Origin of the sequence: Mesorhizobium sp. J8 (assembly GCF_016591715.1) — a bacterium.
In the GTDB taxonomy this organism is placed as follows: Bacteria; Pseudomonadota; Alphaproteobacteria; order Rhizobiales; family Rhizobiaceae; genus Mesorhizobium.
Map to the genome: position 1 here is coordinate 1583025 of NZ_AP024109.1, position 17839 is coordinate 1600863.

The following is a 17839-nucleotide window of genomic DNA, read 5'->3' on the forward strand; positions in this document are numbered from 1 at the left end:
TTCGGCTCGGGAATTTTGCGGAAACCTCGTTATTCCTCAGACATTTACCGTGACAAGTCAGAGCTACTCGGCATAGTCGGGCGGTAGATAGTGGCGCAGTTCGTGGATCCGCTGCCCTCGCGATCCCGGAGCGCCTGGCAAGCGGATCGATCGAATGATCTGCAGGAAGACTGTTAGTACTGTCAGATAAGACGGCGTTCCCTGATGTGAAATGAAAAGCGCATCGCTCTGAAGTGCTCCCCCTCTTTGGATCGCCCCGAGGCCGGACCTTTAGGGGTGTCTGGCTCAGTTGGCAGAAGCCGTCGATGCGCCTTCGTGAGCCATATCGGCGGCTTGTTGCCGATGGCGCCGTGGGGCGGACGGTATTGTACAACTCGACGACAGAACACTCACGAGACCGGTGTTGAGCGCGAGCTTCTTTATCCATTTAATCCCTGGCTGGTCGGCAGGTCCATATCCACGAAGTGATCGAGACGGGTGACCGGCAGTTTACGGCGGCAGCCTCTCCGGGCGTGTGTCGGGGTTGGAGGTTTCGGCCTGGATGTGCGACCGGATAGTCAGGGCAAGGTGGTGCATCACAGCGTAAGCGATGCACCAAGGCACCTTGCAATAGCCCGATGAACGTGGAGCTTTCGCGCCATGACATTGGAACATTCGAGGGGCGACATGGTCGCCGAGTTGGGCGGTGCCGCGGCGGCACAAGATTGTGCAACGGTGCCCGAGCGCGCGCGCCAACGGAGGCTGTGGAGTTGCACCGAGAAGCGCGCGTTGGTCGACCTGACGAACGCGGCGGGATCGTCGGTGACCGAGGTCGCGCAAGCGTTCGGCGTCGCTCCGTCACAGCTCTATGCGTGGCAGGCAAATGGCCGTCGGCGAGCTCGATGCCGACCAGGCGACGGCGACCTTCGCGCGGATCGAGGTGAACGATCTGCCGGAGGTCGAACGCCCCGTCGCCGATTGCCCCGACCCGGCCGGCAGAATCGTCGTGGCCTTTCCGAGAGGCGCGCGTTTGCGGATCGACGGCTGTCGATCCGACAGCGCTGCGTATCGGCCTGGCGGAGTTGACCAGGTGATCACGGTGGCGCCGACGGACCGGATTTATCTGTGCCGCGGTGAGACCGATATGCGCCGCGGAATCAACAGCCTGGCGCTCATGGTGCAGCAGGTGCTCGCGCTCGACCCACACGCGGGTGCGATCTTCTGCTCCGCGGACAATGGTTACATCATCAAGATTTTTGGCGCATGATGACCAGGGTTGTGTCTTTTTACAAAGCGCCTTTCCGAGGCTTGTTTCGTCCGGCCGAATCACCAAGGATCAGGTGACTGTGTCACTCACCAAGGCACAGCTTTCGCTGCTTTTGGACGGCATCGACTGGCGCCGGCCGAACAAGATTTATCGACCCCGCCTGGCCGGCTAAATTCGGTCGTTTGTCATTGATTTTGTGTCGATTTTGCTTCCGTAAAGGAGGTCTTTCGGGTATGTAGTTTGGGTGTCGGAACAAGCTCCCTCAATCGCTGATTTCCCCGCCCGGATCGCCTTTCTGGAAGCGACCGTTTCTGCCCCGGGGACATCGCCATCGCCGAACGGGATGAGCAGATGCGAAGAGAGCGCGCCGAGGCCGCACTTCGCATCCAGCGCCTGCAGCTGCAGATCGATCGCTTCAACCGCAAGAGCCTTTGGTCGCTCGTCCGAGAAGCTCGGCCAGATGCGGCTTGAGCTCGAAGATCTCGAAAGCGATTTGGCCGTCAACGAAGCCGATGCCGAGCTGCCCATCGTCGCTGACACCGACAAGGTCCGGGGGTTGCCGGTGCGCAAGCTCAATCCGAACCTACCGCGCAAGCGGATCGTTCGCGGGCCGTCGTGCGCATGCTGCCCGGGCTGCGGCGGCGCCCTGCGCGCCATGGGCCAGGATCGCGAGGAGATGCTCGATCTCGTCGCCCAGGGCCTGGCAGGTCATGGAGACCCATTCGACCCAAGTACAGCTGGCGGATCTGCGATAAGAGGCCGTCTTGAAACTCGACCGCAATAGGGGGTGGATAGCCGGTTTCAGATGTGACTCCAAACGGTTGTCGAAGCCAGTTTGGAGATTCTCATGTGGACGCCGGCCACCCGTCGGCAGCATAGCCGCGATCACCTGCGTTACGGAAGCGACTTGACCGATGCCGAGTGGGAGATCATCGCCCCGTTCATGCCACCGCCAGCGATGACAGGGCGCCCGCGCCAGTGGACGATGCGTGAGGTGATGAACGCGATGTTCTAAGTGCTACGGGCCGGCTGCAGCTGGCGTCTGCTGCCCAAGGATTTCCCGCCGAGAAGCACAGTCTACGGCTGGTTCTTGCGCTTTCGCCGAAGGCCTGTTCGAGACGATCAACCATCGCCTGGTTATGAAAGACCGCGAGTGGGTCGGCCCGAGAGGCCAGCCCCTCGGCAGCGGTGATCGACAGCCAATCGGTCAAGACGGTCGAAGCCGGCGGCCCGAGGGGCTATGACGCCGGCAAGAAGATCAAGGGCAGAAAGCGCCACGCCATGGTCGACACGACGGACGGGCGCTGGTGATCCAGGCCCACCCAGCCGACATCCAGGACCGGGACGGCGCCGTGCCCCTGTTGAAGGCCTCGCGAGGGCTGTTCCCCTTCGTCGAACTCGCATTTGCCGACAGCGCCTACAATGCCGAGCGCGTCAGAGAGGCCACCTCGATCGCCATCGAGATCGTCAAGAAGATCGCCAATCAGGTCGGTTTCCAGGTCCTGCCCAGGCGCTGGGTGGTCGAGCGCCTCTTCGCCTGGATCAACTGCAACCGAGGCCTCGCCAAGGACATCGAGGCGACCATCGCCTCGGTCCAGGCCTTTCTCTACGCCGCCGCCGTCATGCTACTCACGCGGCGATTGGCGGGAGCGTCATGAGCTTCGAGTCGGACTCTAAGATCATTCAGGCGCCGGCACCGCCAAGTCCATTACACGCGGCAAGCTCAGCTATGCCGCGCTCGCCCACATCATGATGGCGAAGCAGCGGAGGCCAGGCAGCACGTCCAGGCCACCATCGCGCAGCGGGTTGAGCAGCTTCTCGAAGCGGTACCATTTCACCAAGCCGGACAGCCGATCGAGCGGCGATGAGCCACCAGCCAGCTTGCTCCTCCGCCAGGCTCAACTGACCCGTCTGCTTCACCGCCATTGCGATTCCCTCCGAGCTTCCGTCTCAGAGAATCACAATCAGCCAATTACGCAACAGGCCCCTGGTAGGGAGAGTTGCCACACCAAGTCGATCCGCGTCGGCGCAGGCGGCATCATGCTGCCCAACCATGCGCCGCTGGTGATCGGCGAGCAGTTCGGCACGCTGGCGGCGCTCTTTCCCGGCCGCATCGACCTTGGACTCGGCCGCGCGCCGGGCACCGACTTGCTGACCGCGCGGGCGGCTGCCGGCGGCATGCGCGATCACGACGGATGTCGCGGCGCTGGCGCTGCCCGGCGTGTTGTGATGCTCGGCCAGCCAGTAGCGCTTGTAGCCCAGGCGCTCGGCATGGCGGGCGAGGTCGAGCGAATTGGCAAGCGACTGCGAGGCGGTGCTGCCCTGGGTGACCGGCGACAGGTCGAGAACCGAAAGGGCGGTCATTGGTCAGATCTCCACGATGTGTTTTGGCGCCCCAATCGAAGCTGTTGGCCGGGCGAGGGCCAGACCGTGCCGGTCTGGATTCTCGGCTCCAGCCTCTATGGCGCGCAGCTTGCCGCGCTTCTCGGCCTGCCTTACACCTTCGCCTCGCATTTCGCGCCGGCCGAGCTCCACCATGCGCTAGAGGTTTATCGCACGCGGTTCCAGCCCTCGGCACAGCTCGACAAGCCCCATGTAATGCTCGGCCTCAACGTCTCGGCCGCGCCGACGGATGCCGAGGCGAAGCTCTTGTTCAGCTCGCTGCAGCCTTCGTCAATCTGCGCAGCGGCCGGCCTAGGCAATTGCCGCCGCCGGTCGAGAATTACGACGATCTCGACCCGATGGCCCGAGCGCAGCATCGAAGTTGCTGCTGAATGGCGTGACAAACACGTGTCATAGGCCATCATGACGACGTCAGATAGGCGGTAACAATCGGGTGGCTAGGATCAAGACGGCGATTACGCTCGGAAACCCTCTTTGGCCTTGCGAGCGTCGCCATGCTCGCGCTGCTGCCGTCCGCGATAAGCTGGGAGGAGGACCTTCGCTTACGGCACGCTCATGGCCGGCTTCGGGATAGGTACTGTTTTTGCTGGCATCTTCAACAAGTTCAGACGAAAGGGGCGGCGATCCTCCTGTTCCCAGCTGGGCGCCTGGACCATGGCACAAACCCGTGGCTCGCCTCGCTTGTGGGCGAGCAAAGTCCGCAGTCTCGCGGTCAGCTTGTCGGTCTTGGCCCGCCGGCGACGGGCGCGAGGTGGCGATTGAGGCGGGATCGACGATGTAACTCTCGATCGCTTCTGCCTCATCCAGAACCCTTCGAGCCCAGTCTCCTTGGATCACAATAATGGGAAAGCGCCGACCCGTTCGCGCTTGCGCGTTCTCCCGAAGCTGCGCGAAACGCTCCAGAAGCTCGGCGATGTCGCCAGCCTGCCACCACATGCTTCGACATTCAGGCTCCGATGCCCCCGGGGCCAGCCACGTGATCAGCCAGTTCGATCGGCTCAGGTCCAGCGAGACAAATCGCGCCAAAATCGGTGCGGATGGCGGTCGGTTCCTCGGTTCGGCGGTCGGCTACAATATCCACGGTCGTTTCCAGAGAGAGTCGGTGGGACAACTCCACTGTGCCAGAGAGCAGATCGCTATCCGGCCCGCCCATGGAACCTGACAGTCCCCGGATTTGCTCCGCGCCCCCACCGCGACCTACGCAAGAGAGGGCGAATCCAAATGGGTGAGCTCCTCGATCAGCAACATGTCCGATGTTCTAGCGAACCCCCCGCTCCAGCGCCACCACGACGCCTCATGTCGCTTTGTCGGGTCCATGACACAGGCTTATCGAAAAATCGTTAGTTGACCACAGGCCAAATCGCTGAAATGCGATCACAAAATACTATCTCCGGCTCGATCAGCCGAATTGGCACCAAGTTTGCGACGTTGGTTGCGAGGCGATAGAAGCTGCCGACTGGCATATAGTCGTAGCTAACATCGCGTTGAAGGAAGAAACATGTCAGGTCTGCGTCGGGAAATATTCTATGGGAAGAAGGGATCGTTAGACCGGCAATGCCTGCGACCCATGATAGGCCAACCTGCGCCTGACCGCCTCCTCCGTGTGGCGTGTGATGACCGCGATCTCAGTCATCATTGCCGATACCATCTGAAAGCCACTCTTGGGGTGATCATACCAATTATTGCAGTCGCGCAGGCGCAGTGATCCATAGCCGAAAGAGGAACCGTGTAGATGAGAAAATTCGTTGCCGCCAAGCTTCATTGTATCACTGTAACCGACGCGGATTTGAACTATAACGGCTCAATAACCTTGGATCCAGAGCATTGCCAAGAGGTAGGGATTCTTCCAATGGAATTCGTTGAGATCTGGAATAAGGCTTCAGGCGCGCGAATCAGTACGTACGTCATTTACGGGGAGCGAGGTTCTCGTTGCTGTGTGCTGAACGGCGCCGCTGCTCGCACCTGCCAGGTCGGGGATGAGATAATCGTTTGCTCCTCCGCATACATTGAGGAGCATCAGATGGCAGAGATCAAACCGCGAGTACTGACGTTTCACCGGGACAATTCTGTTCGCGGCCGCATGTTCTACGATGGTTGGATCAACGAAGATGGAACAAAGGCGTTCGCGATTCGTGACGGGTCTCCTGATGGTAACGCCTAAAAAGGATCGTGTCTCAGGAAGTGGTGTAGCTGACGGCGTTGGTCGCCGTGCTCTCCGGCATGGCCGGGCTGATCAGCGTGCCACGGCGGGCAGGCTGATGAGGGGATCATCGCTCATCTGGCTGATGGTTTCCAGTGTCATGTAGCGGGCCCGCTGCACGGCCCATTCATCGTTCTGCTCGAGCAGCAGCGCGCCGACGAGGCGGAGGATGGCGTTGTCGTTGGGGAAGATGCCGACGACCTCGGTTCGGCGCTTGATCTCGCCGTTGAGACGCTCGATCGGATTCGTGCTGTGAAGCTTGGCCCGATGCTCCTTCGGGAAGGTCATGTAGGCGAGCACGTCGGGTTCGGCGTTGTCGAGGATGGCGGCCAGCTTCGGCACCTTCGGCCTGATCTGGTCGGCGACGGCGCGCCACTGGGCACTGGCGGCTTCGGGCGTCTCCTGCGCGAAGGCGGTGGCGATGAAGGACGCGGCGGCCGCTCTTGCCGGCATGCGCCAGCACGTTCCTCATGAAGTGGACGCGGCAGCGCACCCTCATGGGCATCGGAGACGACAAGCTTGACCCCGCGCAGGCCGCGCCGGGTGAGCTTGCGCAGGAACTCCGTCCAGATCGGCTCGGCCTCCGAGGTGCCTATCTCCATGCCGAGCACCTCGCGCCGGCCGTCGGTGTTCACGCCCACCGCGATGATGACGGCGACCGAGACGATGCGGCCGCCGCGGCGCAACCTTGAGATAAGTCGCATTGATCCAAAGATACGGCCAGTCACCTTCGATCGGCCGTTCGAGGAAGGCCTTCACCTTGCCGTCGATCTCTTCGCACAGCCGCGACACCTGGCTCTTGGAGATGCCGCTCATGCCCATCGCCTTAACCAGGTCGTCGACCGAGCGGGTCGAGATACCTTGGACGTAGGCCTCCTGGATGACGGCAGTCAGCGCCTTCTCAGCCATGCGGCGAGGCTCTAGGAAGCTGGGGAAGTAGGAGCCTTTCCTCAGCTTGGGGATGCGCAGCTCGACCGTTCCGGCCCGGGTCTCCCAATCCCTGTCGCGGTAGCCATTGCGCTGGGCGGTCCGCACCGTGCTCTTCTCGCCATAGCCGGCGCCTGTCGCGGCACCCACCTCCAGTTCCATCAGACGCTCAGCGGCAAAGCCGATCATCTCGCGCAGGAGATCGGCATCGGGGGTCTTCTCCACGAGCGCGCGCAGGTTCATCATGTCGTCGGTCATCGGTGGTTCCTTCGAATCAGGTTGGTGTCAGCAACCCGACCCTAACGGAAGAACATCGATGACCACCGCTGCGCCGCTCACTCGCTACGGCGCCATTGAGGGCGCGCTCGCGAGCGGCTTCGCTACCGCCGAGCTACACCACCTCGCGGGACACGACCCTAAAAAGATTTTGAGCTCGCTGAATTCACGGAACCGCCTAGCCATCTTATGCACCTTGGGAGAGGGTGGCGTATGTAGCTTAAGGCGTAATTTGAGGTAGGCGGCGGTTCCTAATCGGATGGCGGCCCGCCGCTGAACGGCGCCTCCGACTGGCCGACCAGCTTGCGGCTACGATCCACGTCCTCCTCACCCGCACAGGTAAGGCGCGCCACGACCGACATCCTGCGCGCCGGCATATTTGCGGTCGGCTTCGGCTATCAGGAGTGCCAGCCATCTTGATCGGATGCGTACCGACCCGGCCCTCAGGCTTGCCTGCGGACGGTTGTCCTACAGCTGGCTCGACCTGTGCTCGCAGTGCGTGGAGACCCTGCCCGACCTCAAGATCGTCATTCGGTTCGGCGATGTGCTGGTCGACCTGTGGCTGTCGACCTATGCCGCATCGCCCGAGAGCGTGACACTCGACATCGACGATACGCTCGGTGTCTCATGGCCATGAGTTGTCGCTCTTCAACGCGCACTACGACGAGCGCTGCTTCCTGCCGATCCATGTGTACAACGCCGCTACCGCCGCTTGGTCGCCATGAACGTGCTTCCCAGCAAGATGCCGACAAGTGCATATGCCGCCCGTTTAGTCTCATGTTCCCTGTCAAGGTTGAAGGGAAGAAGCTCGCCTGCTTGGCAGCTTTCGAAGCGGTCGGAGTGGCTGAAGCCGAGCAGGGCGGGGGCCGGGTAGTGGCCTTCCGTGTCTTCGTCTCGGGCTGTCCTCGGTCTGGAGAGGGGGCGTCGGGCGCATCGGCTCGGCCACACAACTAGCGACGGGAGTTCCTATCGTGTGGCACCGCCCACCAGCACTGTGCAACGGGTAGGGTCGAGACCGGCTTCGTCGGCGAGACCTCCCGGCCGATGGCGCACAAGAAGGCGGCCATCTCGCGTGCGATCGCAGCCAAACCACCGGCGGCTTCTTGCCGGCGGCGCTGAGGCGCAGAGCCGGCCGCCCCTTCCTGACAATATCACAGACAGCCTTGGGCAGCCCATCCAGCCGCACCCTCAGGGCCTCGCTGACCCTGGCGGGATAGCGATAAGTCCATCGCGCTTCGACCTGGCGCGGCTGGCGCGTCGATTGCCGGCGAGCGTAAGGCTCGACCGGCGAACCGTCACCGGTCGAGCGCTCCAAGGGACGCCGCCGATAAAGCCCATCAACTCCGGCCGCGTATCGAAGCGAGGCACATCCCCAATCTCGCCGCAAAGATCCCTGCGACTAAGAACGAGGGGCCGCACATGGCCTAATAGGCATCGACGACCCGCGTCATGGACTAGGTAGTACGACGGCGCGCAACTGCTCAGCCAAGCGGTCTAGTCGCTGAGCCGCACCCTCGACCGCGTCGATCTTCTCCTCCACTGCATGCTCGAAGCTCCTGGGGGGCAACCCATCGCCGGTGCGCCACTGTCCAATGACCGCCATTCTCGTTAGATCCGCCCATGGCGCGGTAGGAAGGAAAGTAGCTACTGGCGTTTGCGGCGCAGGTCATCAGCGGCAGCTTCCCGAGCCCGGATGCGCGGCGACAAACAAGGTGAGATTCCGTCTCATCCAGATTGTCGCGCTTCTCTATTCGGCGTTTTGAAGTCAAGCGCTTTCAAGCTTTCCACTTCGCCGGGGCCTTGATGTCTTTCGCGGGTCTTGCTTCTCTCCGGGATCGGCACGGGGGCCTTCCCACCATGGGGTAGAAGAATGAGGTGGAACAAATCTATAGCTCGTCCTGATCGCGATAGCGATATGCGATCGGTACTAGCGCGACAGCGAACTCACCTCATCCATCGTCCGCGAAGGACATCTTTCCACTGGCAAGTGGAACTTGTTGTCTCCTTCCTTGATCGCCTTGGTCAGGCAGCCGGCGTAATTTCTTTCCTGGTCCAGCGGAACTCTGTGCCGTCCACCCACATGCGATGCATGATCACGGCCAGCCGACGTGAAAGCGCGACAATGGCTTTTTGCCGCCCACGCCGCTTGGCCACGTTCATTGCCCAGGCTTTCAGCCAAGACCATTTTTTCACATTGGCCAGCAGGACCTGCGCGGCTTCGTAGAGCAAAGTCCGCATCATGCCGTCGCCACATAGCGAGATGCAACCGATGCGGCGGCTCTCGCCCGATTGGTTCATTGCGGGCGTTAGCCCCAGGATCGGCCCCACCGCTTTGGAGTTCCTGAACCGCTGAGGAATGTCGATCGTCGCGGTATAGGCCAGCGCCACGACAGGGCCGACGCCCGGAATCGTCATCAGGCGCCGACAGACCTCGTCATTCCGGACGATCGTCAGAAGTTTGCGGTGCAGCGTCGCAAAGTTCTCTCGCAGCTTCCGGCGCGCATCAAGCAGCGGCTCAACAATTTCGGACAGATCGAAATGTCCTTTCACGAGTTCGCAAATGCGCGCCTCGAACTTCACCGCGCCGACCACACCGACCTTGAGACCGAAGTTGCGCAGTAGGCCGCGCAGGTCGTTCTCGATGGCGAGAGCCTTTTCTCGCAGCAGCTTGCGTGCCGTCAGCAGCGCTCGGCGCTTCTGACTGGTCATCGTCTTGACGTGCACCGGCCGGTACAAGTTGACGCGCATCATCTGGGCGATGCCGCGCGCATCGTTGCGATCGCTCTTGTTCGGCTGCGCCTTGAGGAACGCTTTGGTGTGGCGGGTCTCGATGCAGATCGCCGGCAAGCCAGCGTTGGCCAGACCTTCGAACAGCCATTGCGACAAGGGCCCGGCCTCAAGCCCAATCCGCTCGATCCGCAAGGTCGGATCCTTGAGAACCGCGATGAGGTCATCGGGATGGCTGACGACTTTCACCTCGCGGCAAATCTTGCCGGTCTCGTCGACAATGCAAACAGAGGTCTCTTTCACAGAGACATCCAGTCCGGCAAATGTTTCATGCTGCGCTTCCTTTCCTGATGCTTGTGGCTGTTTGGACAGACCACGTTCTATCATCAGCTCGAAGCGCAGCACCTACTATGCCTCTTCATCAAGAATGGGGCACAAGCCGAATACCCCATCTATACCCGGACCAGATCGCGGACAACTTGGTGGACCACGTCCGGCGCCCATACCCCGATCAGTTCGCTCGCCCGATGCAGTCGCGCCAGCGTTATAGAGTCCCGCCGATTGGTCTTGACGCGCTCGCCCGGCCCCTTCGAGATCAGGGCCGGCGCAACCACCATGCAGCCGTGTCCGAGATCGCGAACTTGCCGGCACGACCCGTAACCCGTCGGCCGGGCTTCGAAGCAGACGTGCAGTCGATCATACTTTCCCAGCCTCGTAATCGTCCGCTCGATCGCCGCAGAACTATATTCGACCTCGACGACAAATCGGACTTCGACGGTGCGGCCGCCTACGCGATCGCAACCTTCTTCTTGGCTAATCAAACGCAACAAACGCTTCGCTACACTCTCCCTCCGTGCCTGAGGATCGGCTAGGCCCCTCCGAGCAACCTCGTCTTTCATCGCGCGAAAGGGCGGGCCACCGATCTCAGTCCCTGAACATGACCTAGGAGGTAACATCACTATCGGATTAACGTGAATACCGAACTCATACCGCCAGGAACGCTGAGCGGTGTGAGGAACAGTCGCCGGACCCCATCTAAGTTCCAGATGACAATGATATCGATTATGTTCTTGCCGGTTCAGCTTCAGGTGCGCCAGATTGGCGATAGGTAGCGGCACCAAGTTCGGTCCGGGAATGAGCATTGCCGAGCCCATGAACCATAAATAATTGGGGATGTCGTATGAACAAGCTTTCGATGGTGATTACAGCTGCAGCATCACTAGCAGTTATATCCGTGGTTTCGACCAGCGCGGCCAGTGCTGGGGCCGTGCTCGATAAAGTGCTCGGCACAAAGACGTTGACCGTGGCGACTTCCGTGGGCTGGCCCCCTGCTTCGTTTGTAAACGACAAGGGCGAGCTCGACGGATTCGATGTGGACGTCGCCAAGGGCGTCGCGAAATATCTTGGCGTGGAGGTTAAATTCGTGACGCCCGATTGGGATATCGTCACTTCCGGCAAATGGGAGGGCCGTTGGGACCTTACCATGGGTCAGATGCTGCCAACTAAAGAGCGCGCCGAGAAATTCGATTTCCCGGCCCGGTACATCTACTCCAACACGGTCGCCGTCGTTCACAAGGATAGCAAGGCAACCAAGCCTTCGGATCTTGATGGCAAGGTGGTTGGAGCCACGGCGGGATCGGTAGATGAATTCTATGCCAAGCATACGCTTGAAATTTACGGCGCTCCGCCGGTCCAATACCAATTCACGCCGAGCGAGGTGAAGAGCTACCAAGGCGACTTAACTGCAAAGGACGACCTTCGCCTCGGCGATGGCGTTCGTCTTGACGGCATCGTCTTCGACGAGATTTCGACGAAAAACGCGATCAAAGCCGGCTATCCTATCAAGATCATCGGAACGCTCTTTTCCTGGGGCGGCGCGATCGCCACACTTCGCGGCGACAAGGAATTCAGCGATAAAATTGCGGCCGCCATCCAGAGCATGAGGGATGACGGCACGCTTTCCAAGATGTCGATCAAATGGTACGAGGCCGATTACACCATCGCAAAGTGAAGCTCGTGAGGATGGAGCGGTCAAACCGCGCCATCGTTAAAGGACATCTCATGCTTTACCAGGACACAGTTGAATCCGAAGTACTCGTCCATAAGCCATGGTTCATCGCCGTGATCTTTGCGGTCGTGCTCTCTGTCTTTCTTGGGATCGATCTGACGGGTACCGCTCTGGGTGAGCTTGTGCGGCCGGTCATCGGGGAGCCGCTAGGGAGCGGTCTTTACGGGCGCTTCGCAATCGCCTTTTTGATTGCGGTCGTCTTCTGCCTCAATTTAGTGCTCATCGGTTTTGTTCCGCTGAAAGTGCAGATCGGCGTTGTTTGGGTCGAACTGCTAGTATTATTTATTGTTTTCATTAAAGTATTCAATCTAAATCTGCATTTTATTTTAGATAAGCTTCCTTTTCTAATAGCGCAAGGGGTGATGACGACACTTTATATTTCGGCGATATCATTGGTTTTTGCATCGATTATAGGAATTGCTGCTGCCATAGCGAAGCTATCAAGCAACGGCTTTGCTTACGGTATCGCTAGCTTTTATACCTCCTTTTTCCGGGGCCTGCCACTTCTGATGCAGGTTTATCTGATCTATCTCGGTTTGCCGCAGCTGGGCATCGTCCTGAATGCCGTGCCATCCGGCATATTGGCGCTGTCGCTGTGCATCGGGGCGTATATGACAGAAATCTTCCGTGCGGGCATCGCCAGCATCGATCGCGGTCAGTGGGAGGCATCCCGCTCCATGAGCTTCGGCTTTGGCCTCACGATGCGCAAAATCATCCTGCCGCAGGCGTTTCCTGTAATCCTTCCGCCGATGGGGAACATGTTTATCGGGATGCTGAAAGACAGTTCGCTCGTTTCGGTCCTCGGCGTGTGGGAGCTCACATTTCTTGCTCGTACGCTCGGCCAGCCAACCTTTCATCACTTAGAGATGCTGATCACTGCCGCGATCATCTATTGGATTCTGTCCGTTTGCCTCGAGCTGATTCAATCCCGGATCGAGCGCTATTTTGTTAGGAGTAAGGTGCGATGACCGTGGGCAACATAAGTCAACTGAAGGGCGGTCAGAACCTTGCCAGGACGTCTGCCGATGCCAAGCATATCGAGTCGGGATCGAATCGGAGCTTATTTCGGCAGGAGCAAGCGGCGGTGATCGCGGACAAAGTAATTGAAGCGAAGAACGTCTCGAAGTGGTACGGCGCCTTCAGAGCGCTGACTGACGTGAGCCTCACCGTCCGCAAAGGTGAGCGCGTCGTCATCTGCGGCCCTTCTGGATCGGGAAAGTCGACGCTGATCCGCTGCTTCAACCGGCTCGAGGCGCACCAGGAGGGCGAGATTACCGTTAATGGGATCAGGTTGCACAGCAAGATGCGCAACGTGGCTGAAGTTCGTCAGAACGTCGGCATGGTCTTCCAGAACTTCAACCTATTTCCGCACATGACGGTGCTGATGAACTGCATGGCCGCCCCGATGTGGATCAAGGGTGTACCGGAGGCCGAGGCAAGGAAGCTGGCCCTAAAATTCCTCAAGCGCGTGCGCATTCCGGAGCAGGCTAACAAATATCCGGCTCAGCTCTCCGGAGGACAGCAGCAGCGCGTCGCAATTGCACGTTCCCTCTGCATGGAGCCAGCAGTCATGCTCTTTGATGAGCCGACCTCATCGCTCGATCCGGAGATGGTTGCCGAGGTGCTCGAGACGATGACCAGTCTGGCGCGCGATGGCATGACCATGATCTGCGTCACGCACGAGATGGGCTTCGCGCGCTCGGTCGCAGACCGAGTGATCTTTATGGATTCGGGCCGGATCGTCGAAGAGGGCACTCCTCACGACTTCTTCACCAATGCACAACAGGAAAGAACAAAGATATTCCTGAGCCAAATACTTTCGCACTGATCGTCAGTACCAACTAAAGGGATATTGAAGGTTAAATGTACCTAGAGTCTTTCAGTTATCAAGAGGATAGTGTGCACATAGATGCAATAGTTCAGGACCTACTTGTTCGCCAGGACGAGATTGTGGATAGACTTTGTGCCTTTTTGCGCTTGCCAAGTGTAAGTACAGATCCTGCGTTTGCAGGAGGGATGCTCGCTGCGCAAACATTTCTGGTGGACTGGCTCAAGCGCATGGGCTTAGACAACGTCCAGCTACTCGATGGCGGCGGACACTCTGCGGTTTACGGAGCTTGGAATGGGGCCCCGGGAAGGCCTACTTTGCTCATCTATGGACATTATGATGTCCAGCCGCCCGATCCCCTAGAAGCTTGGATAACTCCACCTTTCGAACCAACCCTCCGCGATGGACGGGTCTACGCGCGCGGTGCATCTGACGTAAAAGGCTCGACTGCAATCGCGCTCGAAACCATCGCAGCCTTTCTGAAAGTCCGGGGCGCCTGCCCCGTGAACGTCAAAGTTTTTTTGGAGGGAGAGGAGGAAACCAACAGTCCAAGTTTGCGCGCAATTGTTGAACAGTACAGGGACTTGCTACAGGCTGATGGAATGATCTCCGCTGACGGCGCGCGAGCGCATTGCGAAATTCCGACGATTAATGTCGGCTCGCGCGGAATTGTCGAGTTTGAGATTTCAATTCGAACAGCCAACAAGGACGTTCATTCTGGTCGCTACGGGGGGGCGATCCGGAACGCCGCACATGAGATGGCGAGGATCATCGCTTCGTTACATGACGATGTTGGTGGGATCGCGATTCCGGGACTGATGGCGCCCATACCTTCCCTCGACGCTCGGGCTGAGACCGCAGCATTTCCTTTCGACGCGGCCGCTTTCGTTACGGACGTTGGAGCGCGCGCACATGGAGAACAAGCCTTCTCGGTTCGTGAGCGGCTAACGCTTCGACCGGCCTTGGACGTAAACGGAATGTGGGGAGGTTACACCGGATTCGGCGGCAAAACAGTGATCCCAAGCACCGCCCATGCTAAGCTGTCGTTGAGAACCGTACCCGGACAGGACTCCGATCAAGTATCAAACGCACTTAAGACTCACCTGCGCGCTGTTTGCCCCCCGGATGTTGAGTTCTCGATCGACGACCTGGGAACTGGGAGCGGCGCCTTCAGCCTTCCTACCGGACACCCACTCGTGCTTGCCGCCAAGAAAGTCTTGTCCGAGGCGACCGGTCAAGAGCCGGTACTTGTGCGACTTGGCGGGTCCATCCCGATCACAGTGATATTCCAAGAGTTGCTCGGGGTTCAGACGCTAATGTTCGGTTTTGCCCTTCAGGACGAGGATATTCATGCGCCCAACGAATTCTTCCGGTTGACCTCGTTGGCGGAAGGTCTTTCTGCATGGCCAAGGTTGCTGGAGAAAGTTGGCGAGCAAAGCGCCGATGAGTTTCGGTCAATGGCCACAGCGGCCGAGAAGGGCTAATGTAACCGTCCGCCAAAACGAAGGAAATACACGGAAGGTGTCGTTGAGGGCACCGCGGTTCATCGACAAAAAGGTCAATCGACAAGGGGCCGGTATCCTCCGTGCAGGTGTGATCAGAATAACTATCTAAGCAGAAATTAAGCAACCTAGTCGTGACGGCGCATCTGGGAATACTCACTGAATCGCGGGGGTTCCGATATCGACATCGCGACCGCTATCCCGAAGCACCTAGGCGTGCAGGTTAATGTCCGGCTTTGCGCTTCAGGACGAGGATATTCCTGCGCCCAACGCATTCTTCCGGTGGACCTCGTCGGCGGAAGGCCGTTCCGCGTGCCGAGGCTGCTGGAGCAAGTTGACGAGCAAAGCGCCGATGATTTTCGATCGACGGCCACAGCGGCCGAGAAAGGACATTAATGCAGGAATTAATCATTCCCGTGCTGCCGAGGCAAATCCTCGCTTTTGTATTCGTGTGAGGTCAGTGTGATGGGAGAAGAGGGCCTGCAGCCACCGCTTCCTCGGGCTGAACCACGGGTCAGGGTCCTTCATGGCGACGTCACAATAGATTCTTATGGCTGGCTTCGCGATCGGGAGAGGCCTGACGCTCGCGCCTATCTGGAAGCCGAGAACAGCTACGCGGAGCAGGCGACAGCTCATCTGGCAAGGCTTAAGGCGGAACTCATCGCTGAGATCGAAGGTCGTCAGCCTTGCGAAGACGGCCCGCCAGCGTTCCAGGTGGGGCTTTTCGAGTATTTCCAAAGACAAGAGTTGGGCTTGTCGCATCCTGCGTGGTGGCGTCGGCCAGCAACCGGAGGCTCAGCCGAGCTTGTCCTCGACCCGAACGCGATACCTGGAGCCGAGGTGTTCTATTCGCTCGGCGTCTTCGAGCCGAGCGACGACGGGCGTTACCTGGCATTTAGCTTTGATCTTATCGGCAATGAGAGCTACGAATTTGCGGTCCGGGACATGGCCAACGGCCGAGACGTCTGGCGCGAGTCATGTCGCGTCGGGCGGGTCGTATGGGCTACCGACAATCACACGCTCTTTTTCACGCGAGAGCGCACTGACCGCAAGCAACACGATCACATTGTCCGTTTGGACGTCGAAGTCGGGAACCCAGAGGTGGTGTTCGAAGAGGCCAACGAGCGATTGGAGGTGTTGATTCGCCGTTCTGGTAGCGGTGCTTGGTTATTCATCGACGTACTTACGACCTGGGACTTGTCCACTCCCGTTCAGCGCGGCGCTGCAGAGGTATGGTGTCTTCCTGCCCACGAGCCCGGAGGCAGGTGGTGCCGGATCATAACGCGGGAACTCGGATACGAGGTCTTTGCCGAGCACTGGGACGACACGTTCCTGTTCCGCGTGAACGACGCTGGACCGTACTGGCGTCTCGTTCGTGCGCCGATAGGTGACCCGTCACCGTCGTGCTGGAAGGAGGTCGTTCCGCATCGATCGGGCGTGACCATCGAGGAAATCCATGTGCTCGACCAGCACTTGGTTCTTTTGGAGCGAGAGGGCCTCCGCCCACGCCTGGTCTCGCGTGACAGAAGCGGGCAGGTTGGGGCCACGATCATTCCCGATGAGCCGAGTTGCACTCTGAAGGTGGGCCTATCAGCAGGTGGTAGCTATTCGGTCGCCCGGCATCCGTTCCGAAGCTCGAAGATTATCTACTCGGTTAGCTCGTTTGTGACGCCGGACACCGTCGTCGAGCATGATCTCGTCCACGACCGACCGACGGTCCTATACCAGGCCCGCGTTCCAGGGTATGACCGAACTCAATACGTGGCAAGGGTCGTCATGGCGGAGGCAGAAGACGGGGTTCAGGTCCCGATTTCGTTGGCCGCGCGCCGCGATCGAACGAGCCCTGGGCCGGTTGTACTGCGTGTCTATGGGTGTTACGGATCATCGAGATGGCCGTCGTTCATGACTTGGCCCTCATTCATGACTGCTCGCTTGAGCCTGCTCGACCGCGGGGTTGCATTCGGTTGGGTGCATGTGCGGGGGGGGGGCGAGCTCGGACGCCTATGGCACGAGGCGGCTACCCGCGATCGGAAACGTATTACACACACAGATCTGATCGCCGCTGCCGAGGGGCTAGTTGAGCGGGGGATCGCCACCCGCGACGGAATCGTAATCGAGGGCGCCAGCGCCGGCGGGGGTGTTGTGCTTGCCACGGCTGCCTTGCGGCCCGACTTGTTCCGCGCAGTGCTCGCTGAGGTTCCGCTCGCCGATATCCTGGATACCGAGATGGGATTCACGATGCCGTACGCGCTTCAGGAAACGGCGGAGTATGGGGACCCCCACATCGCCGACGACTATCGGTACCTGCGCAGCTACGATCCGTACTACAACCTCGGCCCGGATCGGCCACTTCCGCCCACGTATATCGACGCCGCCTTCGATGACGGCCAGGTGCTCTTTTACCAGCCCGCTCGCTATGTGGCGCAGCGTCGGTCTTGCGCGGGCAATCGCGACCCTAACCTTGTATTTCGCATGCGGATGGTAGGCGGCCACAGCGGTGCTTCACATGGGCCTAGCGTAGCCGAGGAAAGAGCATTTCGAATGGCTTGGGTGCTCGACCATCTCCAACGATCGAGCGGCTAAGCCCCTGCTCACGGCTCGAAAGCTGCTGCAGGGTAAGCATCCGAGTTGCGCCGCCTCTTAATTTAGGAGGTGTCGGATT

The 17839-nt window shown here is 59.7% G+C and carries 10 protein-coding genes and 6 pseudogenes; 12 read left to right on the forward strand and 4 right to left on the reverse strand.

Features of this window, described 5'->3' with window-relative positions; translation table 11 throughout:
* Nucleotides 1-666 precede the first annotated feature (666 nt).
* The 5 genes and pseudogenes from MJ8_RS32200 to MJ8_RS07235 all read left to right on the forward strand — a co-directional run.
* Nucleotides 667-804 (forward strand): annotated as a pseudogene (locus MJ8_RS32200) (IS66 family insertion sequence element accessory protein TnpB); the annotation flags it as partial.
* A 58-nt stretch (nt 805-862) separates the two neighbouring features.
* Nucleotides 863-1246, forward strand: a complete 384-nt coding sequence (gene tnpB, locus MJ8_RS32205; protein ID WP_225248165.1) for an IS66 family insertion sequence element accessory protein TnpB — start codon at nt 863-865, stop codon at nt 1244-1246.
* Nucleotides 1247-1706: 460 nt separating this feature from the next.
* Entirely contained in the window at nt 1707-2030 is a 324-nt protein-coding gene (locus tag MJ8_RS07225; RefSeq protein ID WP_201413741.1) for a hypothetical protein, read from the forward strand.
* Nucleotides 2031-2093: 63 nt separating this feature from the next.
* A pseudogene (locus MJ8_RS07230) lies at nt 2094-2904 on the forward strand (IS5 family transposase).
* A gap of 313 nt (nt 2905-3217) precedes the next feature.
* Nucleotides 3218-4020, forward strand: a pseudogene (locus MJ8_RS07235) (LLM class flavin-dependent oxidoreductase).
* 246 nt (nt 4021-4266) lie between these two features.
* Here MJ8_RS07235 and MJ8_RS32210 read toward each other — a convergent pair.
* Nucleotides 4267-4724: pseudogene (locus MJ8_RS32210) on the reverse strand (IS110 family transposase); the annotation flags it as partial.
* Nucleotides 4725-5381: 657 nt separating this feature from the next.
* Here MJ8_RS32210 and panD point away from each other — a divergent pair.
* Nucleotides 5382-5810, forward strand: coding sequence for an aspartate 1-decarboxylase (panD, locus tag MJ8_RS07240; protein ID WP_201413743.1), 429 nt, complete (start codon nt 5382-5384; stop codon nt 5808-5810).
* Nucleotides 5811-5882: 72 nt separating this feature from the next.
* On the opposite strand, the pseudogene MJ8_RS07245 reads toward panD, so the two are convergent.
* Nucleotides 5883-7034: pseudogene (locus MJ8_RS07245) on the reverse strand (IS256 family transposase).
* Nucleotides 7035-7321: 287 nt separating this feature from the next.
* Between MJ8_RS07245 and MJ8_RS32215 the strand changes: the two are divergent.
* Nucleotides 7322-7845 (forward strand): annotated as a pseudogene (locus MJ8_RS32215) (transposase); the annotation flags it as partial.
* A gap of 1229 nt (nt 7846-9074) precedes the next feature.
* Here the strand turns inward: MJ8_RS32215 and MJ8_RS07255 are convergent.
* Both MJ8_RS07255 and MJ8_RS07260 read right to left on the reverse strand, forming a co-directional pair.
* Nucleotides 9075-10166 carry an IS110 family transposase gene (locus tag MJ8_RS07255; protein WP_201415339.1) on the reverse strand — a complete coding sequence of 364 codons (1092 nt, stop codon included), beginning with the start codon at nt 10164-10166 and terminating at the stop codon, nt 9075-9077.
* A gap of 65 nt (nt 10167-10231) precedes the next feature.
* A complete protein-coding gene (locus tag MJ8_RS07260; RefSeq protein ID WP_201413745.1) occupies nt 10232-10606 on the reverse strand; it encodes a transposase in 375 nt (124 codons plus the stop codon).
* A gap of 353 nt (nt 10607-10959) precedes the next feature.
* Here MJ8_RS07260 and MJ8_RS07265 point away from each other — a divergent pair, with 353 nt between their 5' ends.
* From MJ8_RS07265 to MJ8_RS07285, 5 genes are all read left to right on the forward strand, one after another.
* Nucleotides 10960-11790, forward strand: coding sequence for a transporter substrate-binding domain-containing protein (locus tag MJ8_RS07265; protein WP_201413746.1), 831 nt, complete (start codon nt 10960-10962; stop codon nt 11788-11790).
* A gap of 50 nt (nt 11791-11840) precedes the next feature.
* Complete coding sequence (locus MJ8_RS07270; RefSeq protein ID WP_201413747.1) at nt 11841-12815, forward strand: amino acid ABC transporter permease; 975 nt, start codon at nt 11841-11843, stop codon at nt 12813-12815.
* A 116-nt stretch (nt 12816-12931) separates the two neighbouring features.
* Nucleotides 12932-13675: an amino acid ABC transporter ATP-binding protein gene (locus tag MJ8_RS07275; protein ID WP_225248295.1), complete on the forward strand. Its 744-nt coding sequence runs from the start codon at nt 12932-12934 to the stop codon at nt 13673-13675.
* A gap of 35 nt (nt 13676-13710) precedes the next feature.
* Nucleotides 13711-15159 (forward strand): M20/M25/M40 family metallo-hydrolase, encoded by a 1449-nt coding sequence (locus tag MJ8_RS07280; RefSeq protein WP_225248167.1) that lies wholly within the window; start codon nt 13711-13713, stop codon nt 15157-15159.
* Nucleotides 15160-15642: 483 nt separating this feature from the next.
* Nucleotides 15643-17760 (forward strand): prolyl oligopeptidase family serine peptidase, encoded by a 2118-nt coding sequence (locus tag MJ8_RS07285; RefSeq protein WP_201413750.1) that lies wholly within the window; start codon nt 15643-15645, stop codon nt 17758-17760.
* Nucleotides 17761-17839: the final 79 nt, after the last annotated feature.

What these genes read in the sequence shown, in the direction of transcription:
- MJ8_RS07265 (WP_201413746.1), top strand. Translation starts at nt 10,960, where the DNA reads ATGAACAAGCTTTCGATGGTGATTACAGCTGCAGCATCACTAGCAGTT.
- panD (WP_201413743.1), top strand. Translation starts at nt 5,382, where the DNA reads ATGAGAAAATTCGTTGCCGCCAAGCTTCATTGTATCACTGTAACCGAC.
- MJ8_RS07270 (WP_201413747.1), top strand. Translation starts at nt 11,841, where the DNA reads ATGCTTTACCAGGACACAGTTGAATCCGAAGTACTCGTCCATAAGCCA.
- MJ8_RS07285 (WP_201413750.1), top strand. Translation starts at nt 15,643, where the DNA reads ATGGGAGAAGAGGGCCTGCAGCCACCGCTTCCTCGGGCTGAACCACGG.
- tnpB (WP_225248165.1), top strand. Translation starts at nt 863, where the DNA reads ATGGCCGTCGGCGAGCTCGATGCCGACCAGGCGACGGCGACCTTCGCG.
- MJ8_RS07280 (WP_225248167.1), top strand. Translation starts at nt 13,711, where the DNA reads ATGTACCTAGAGTCTTTCAGTTATCAAGAGGATAGTGTGCACATAGAT.
- MJ8_RS07225 (WP_201413741.1), top strand. Translation starts at nt 1,707, where the DNA reads ATGCGGCTTGAGCTCGAAGATCTCGAAAGCGATTTGGCCGTCAACGAA.
- MJ8_RS07255 (WP_201415339.1), bottom strand. Translation starts at nt 10,166, where the DNA reads ATGATAGAACGTGGTCTGTCCAAACAGCCACAAGCATCAGGAAAGGAA.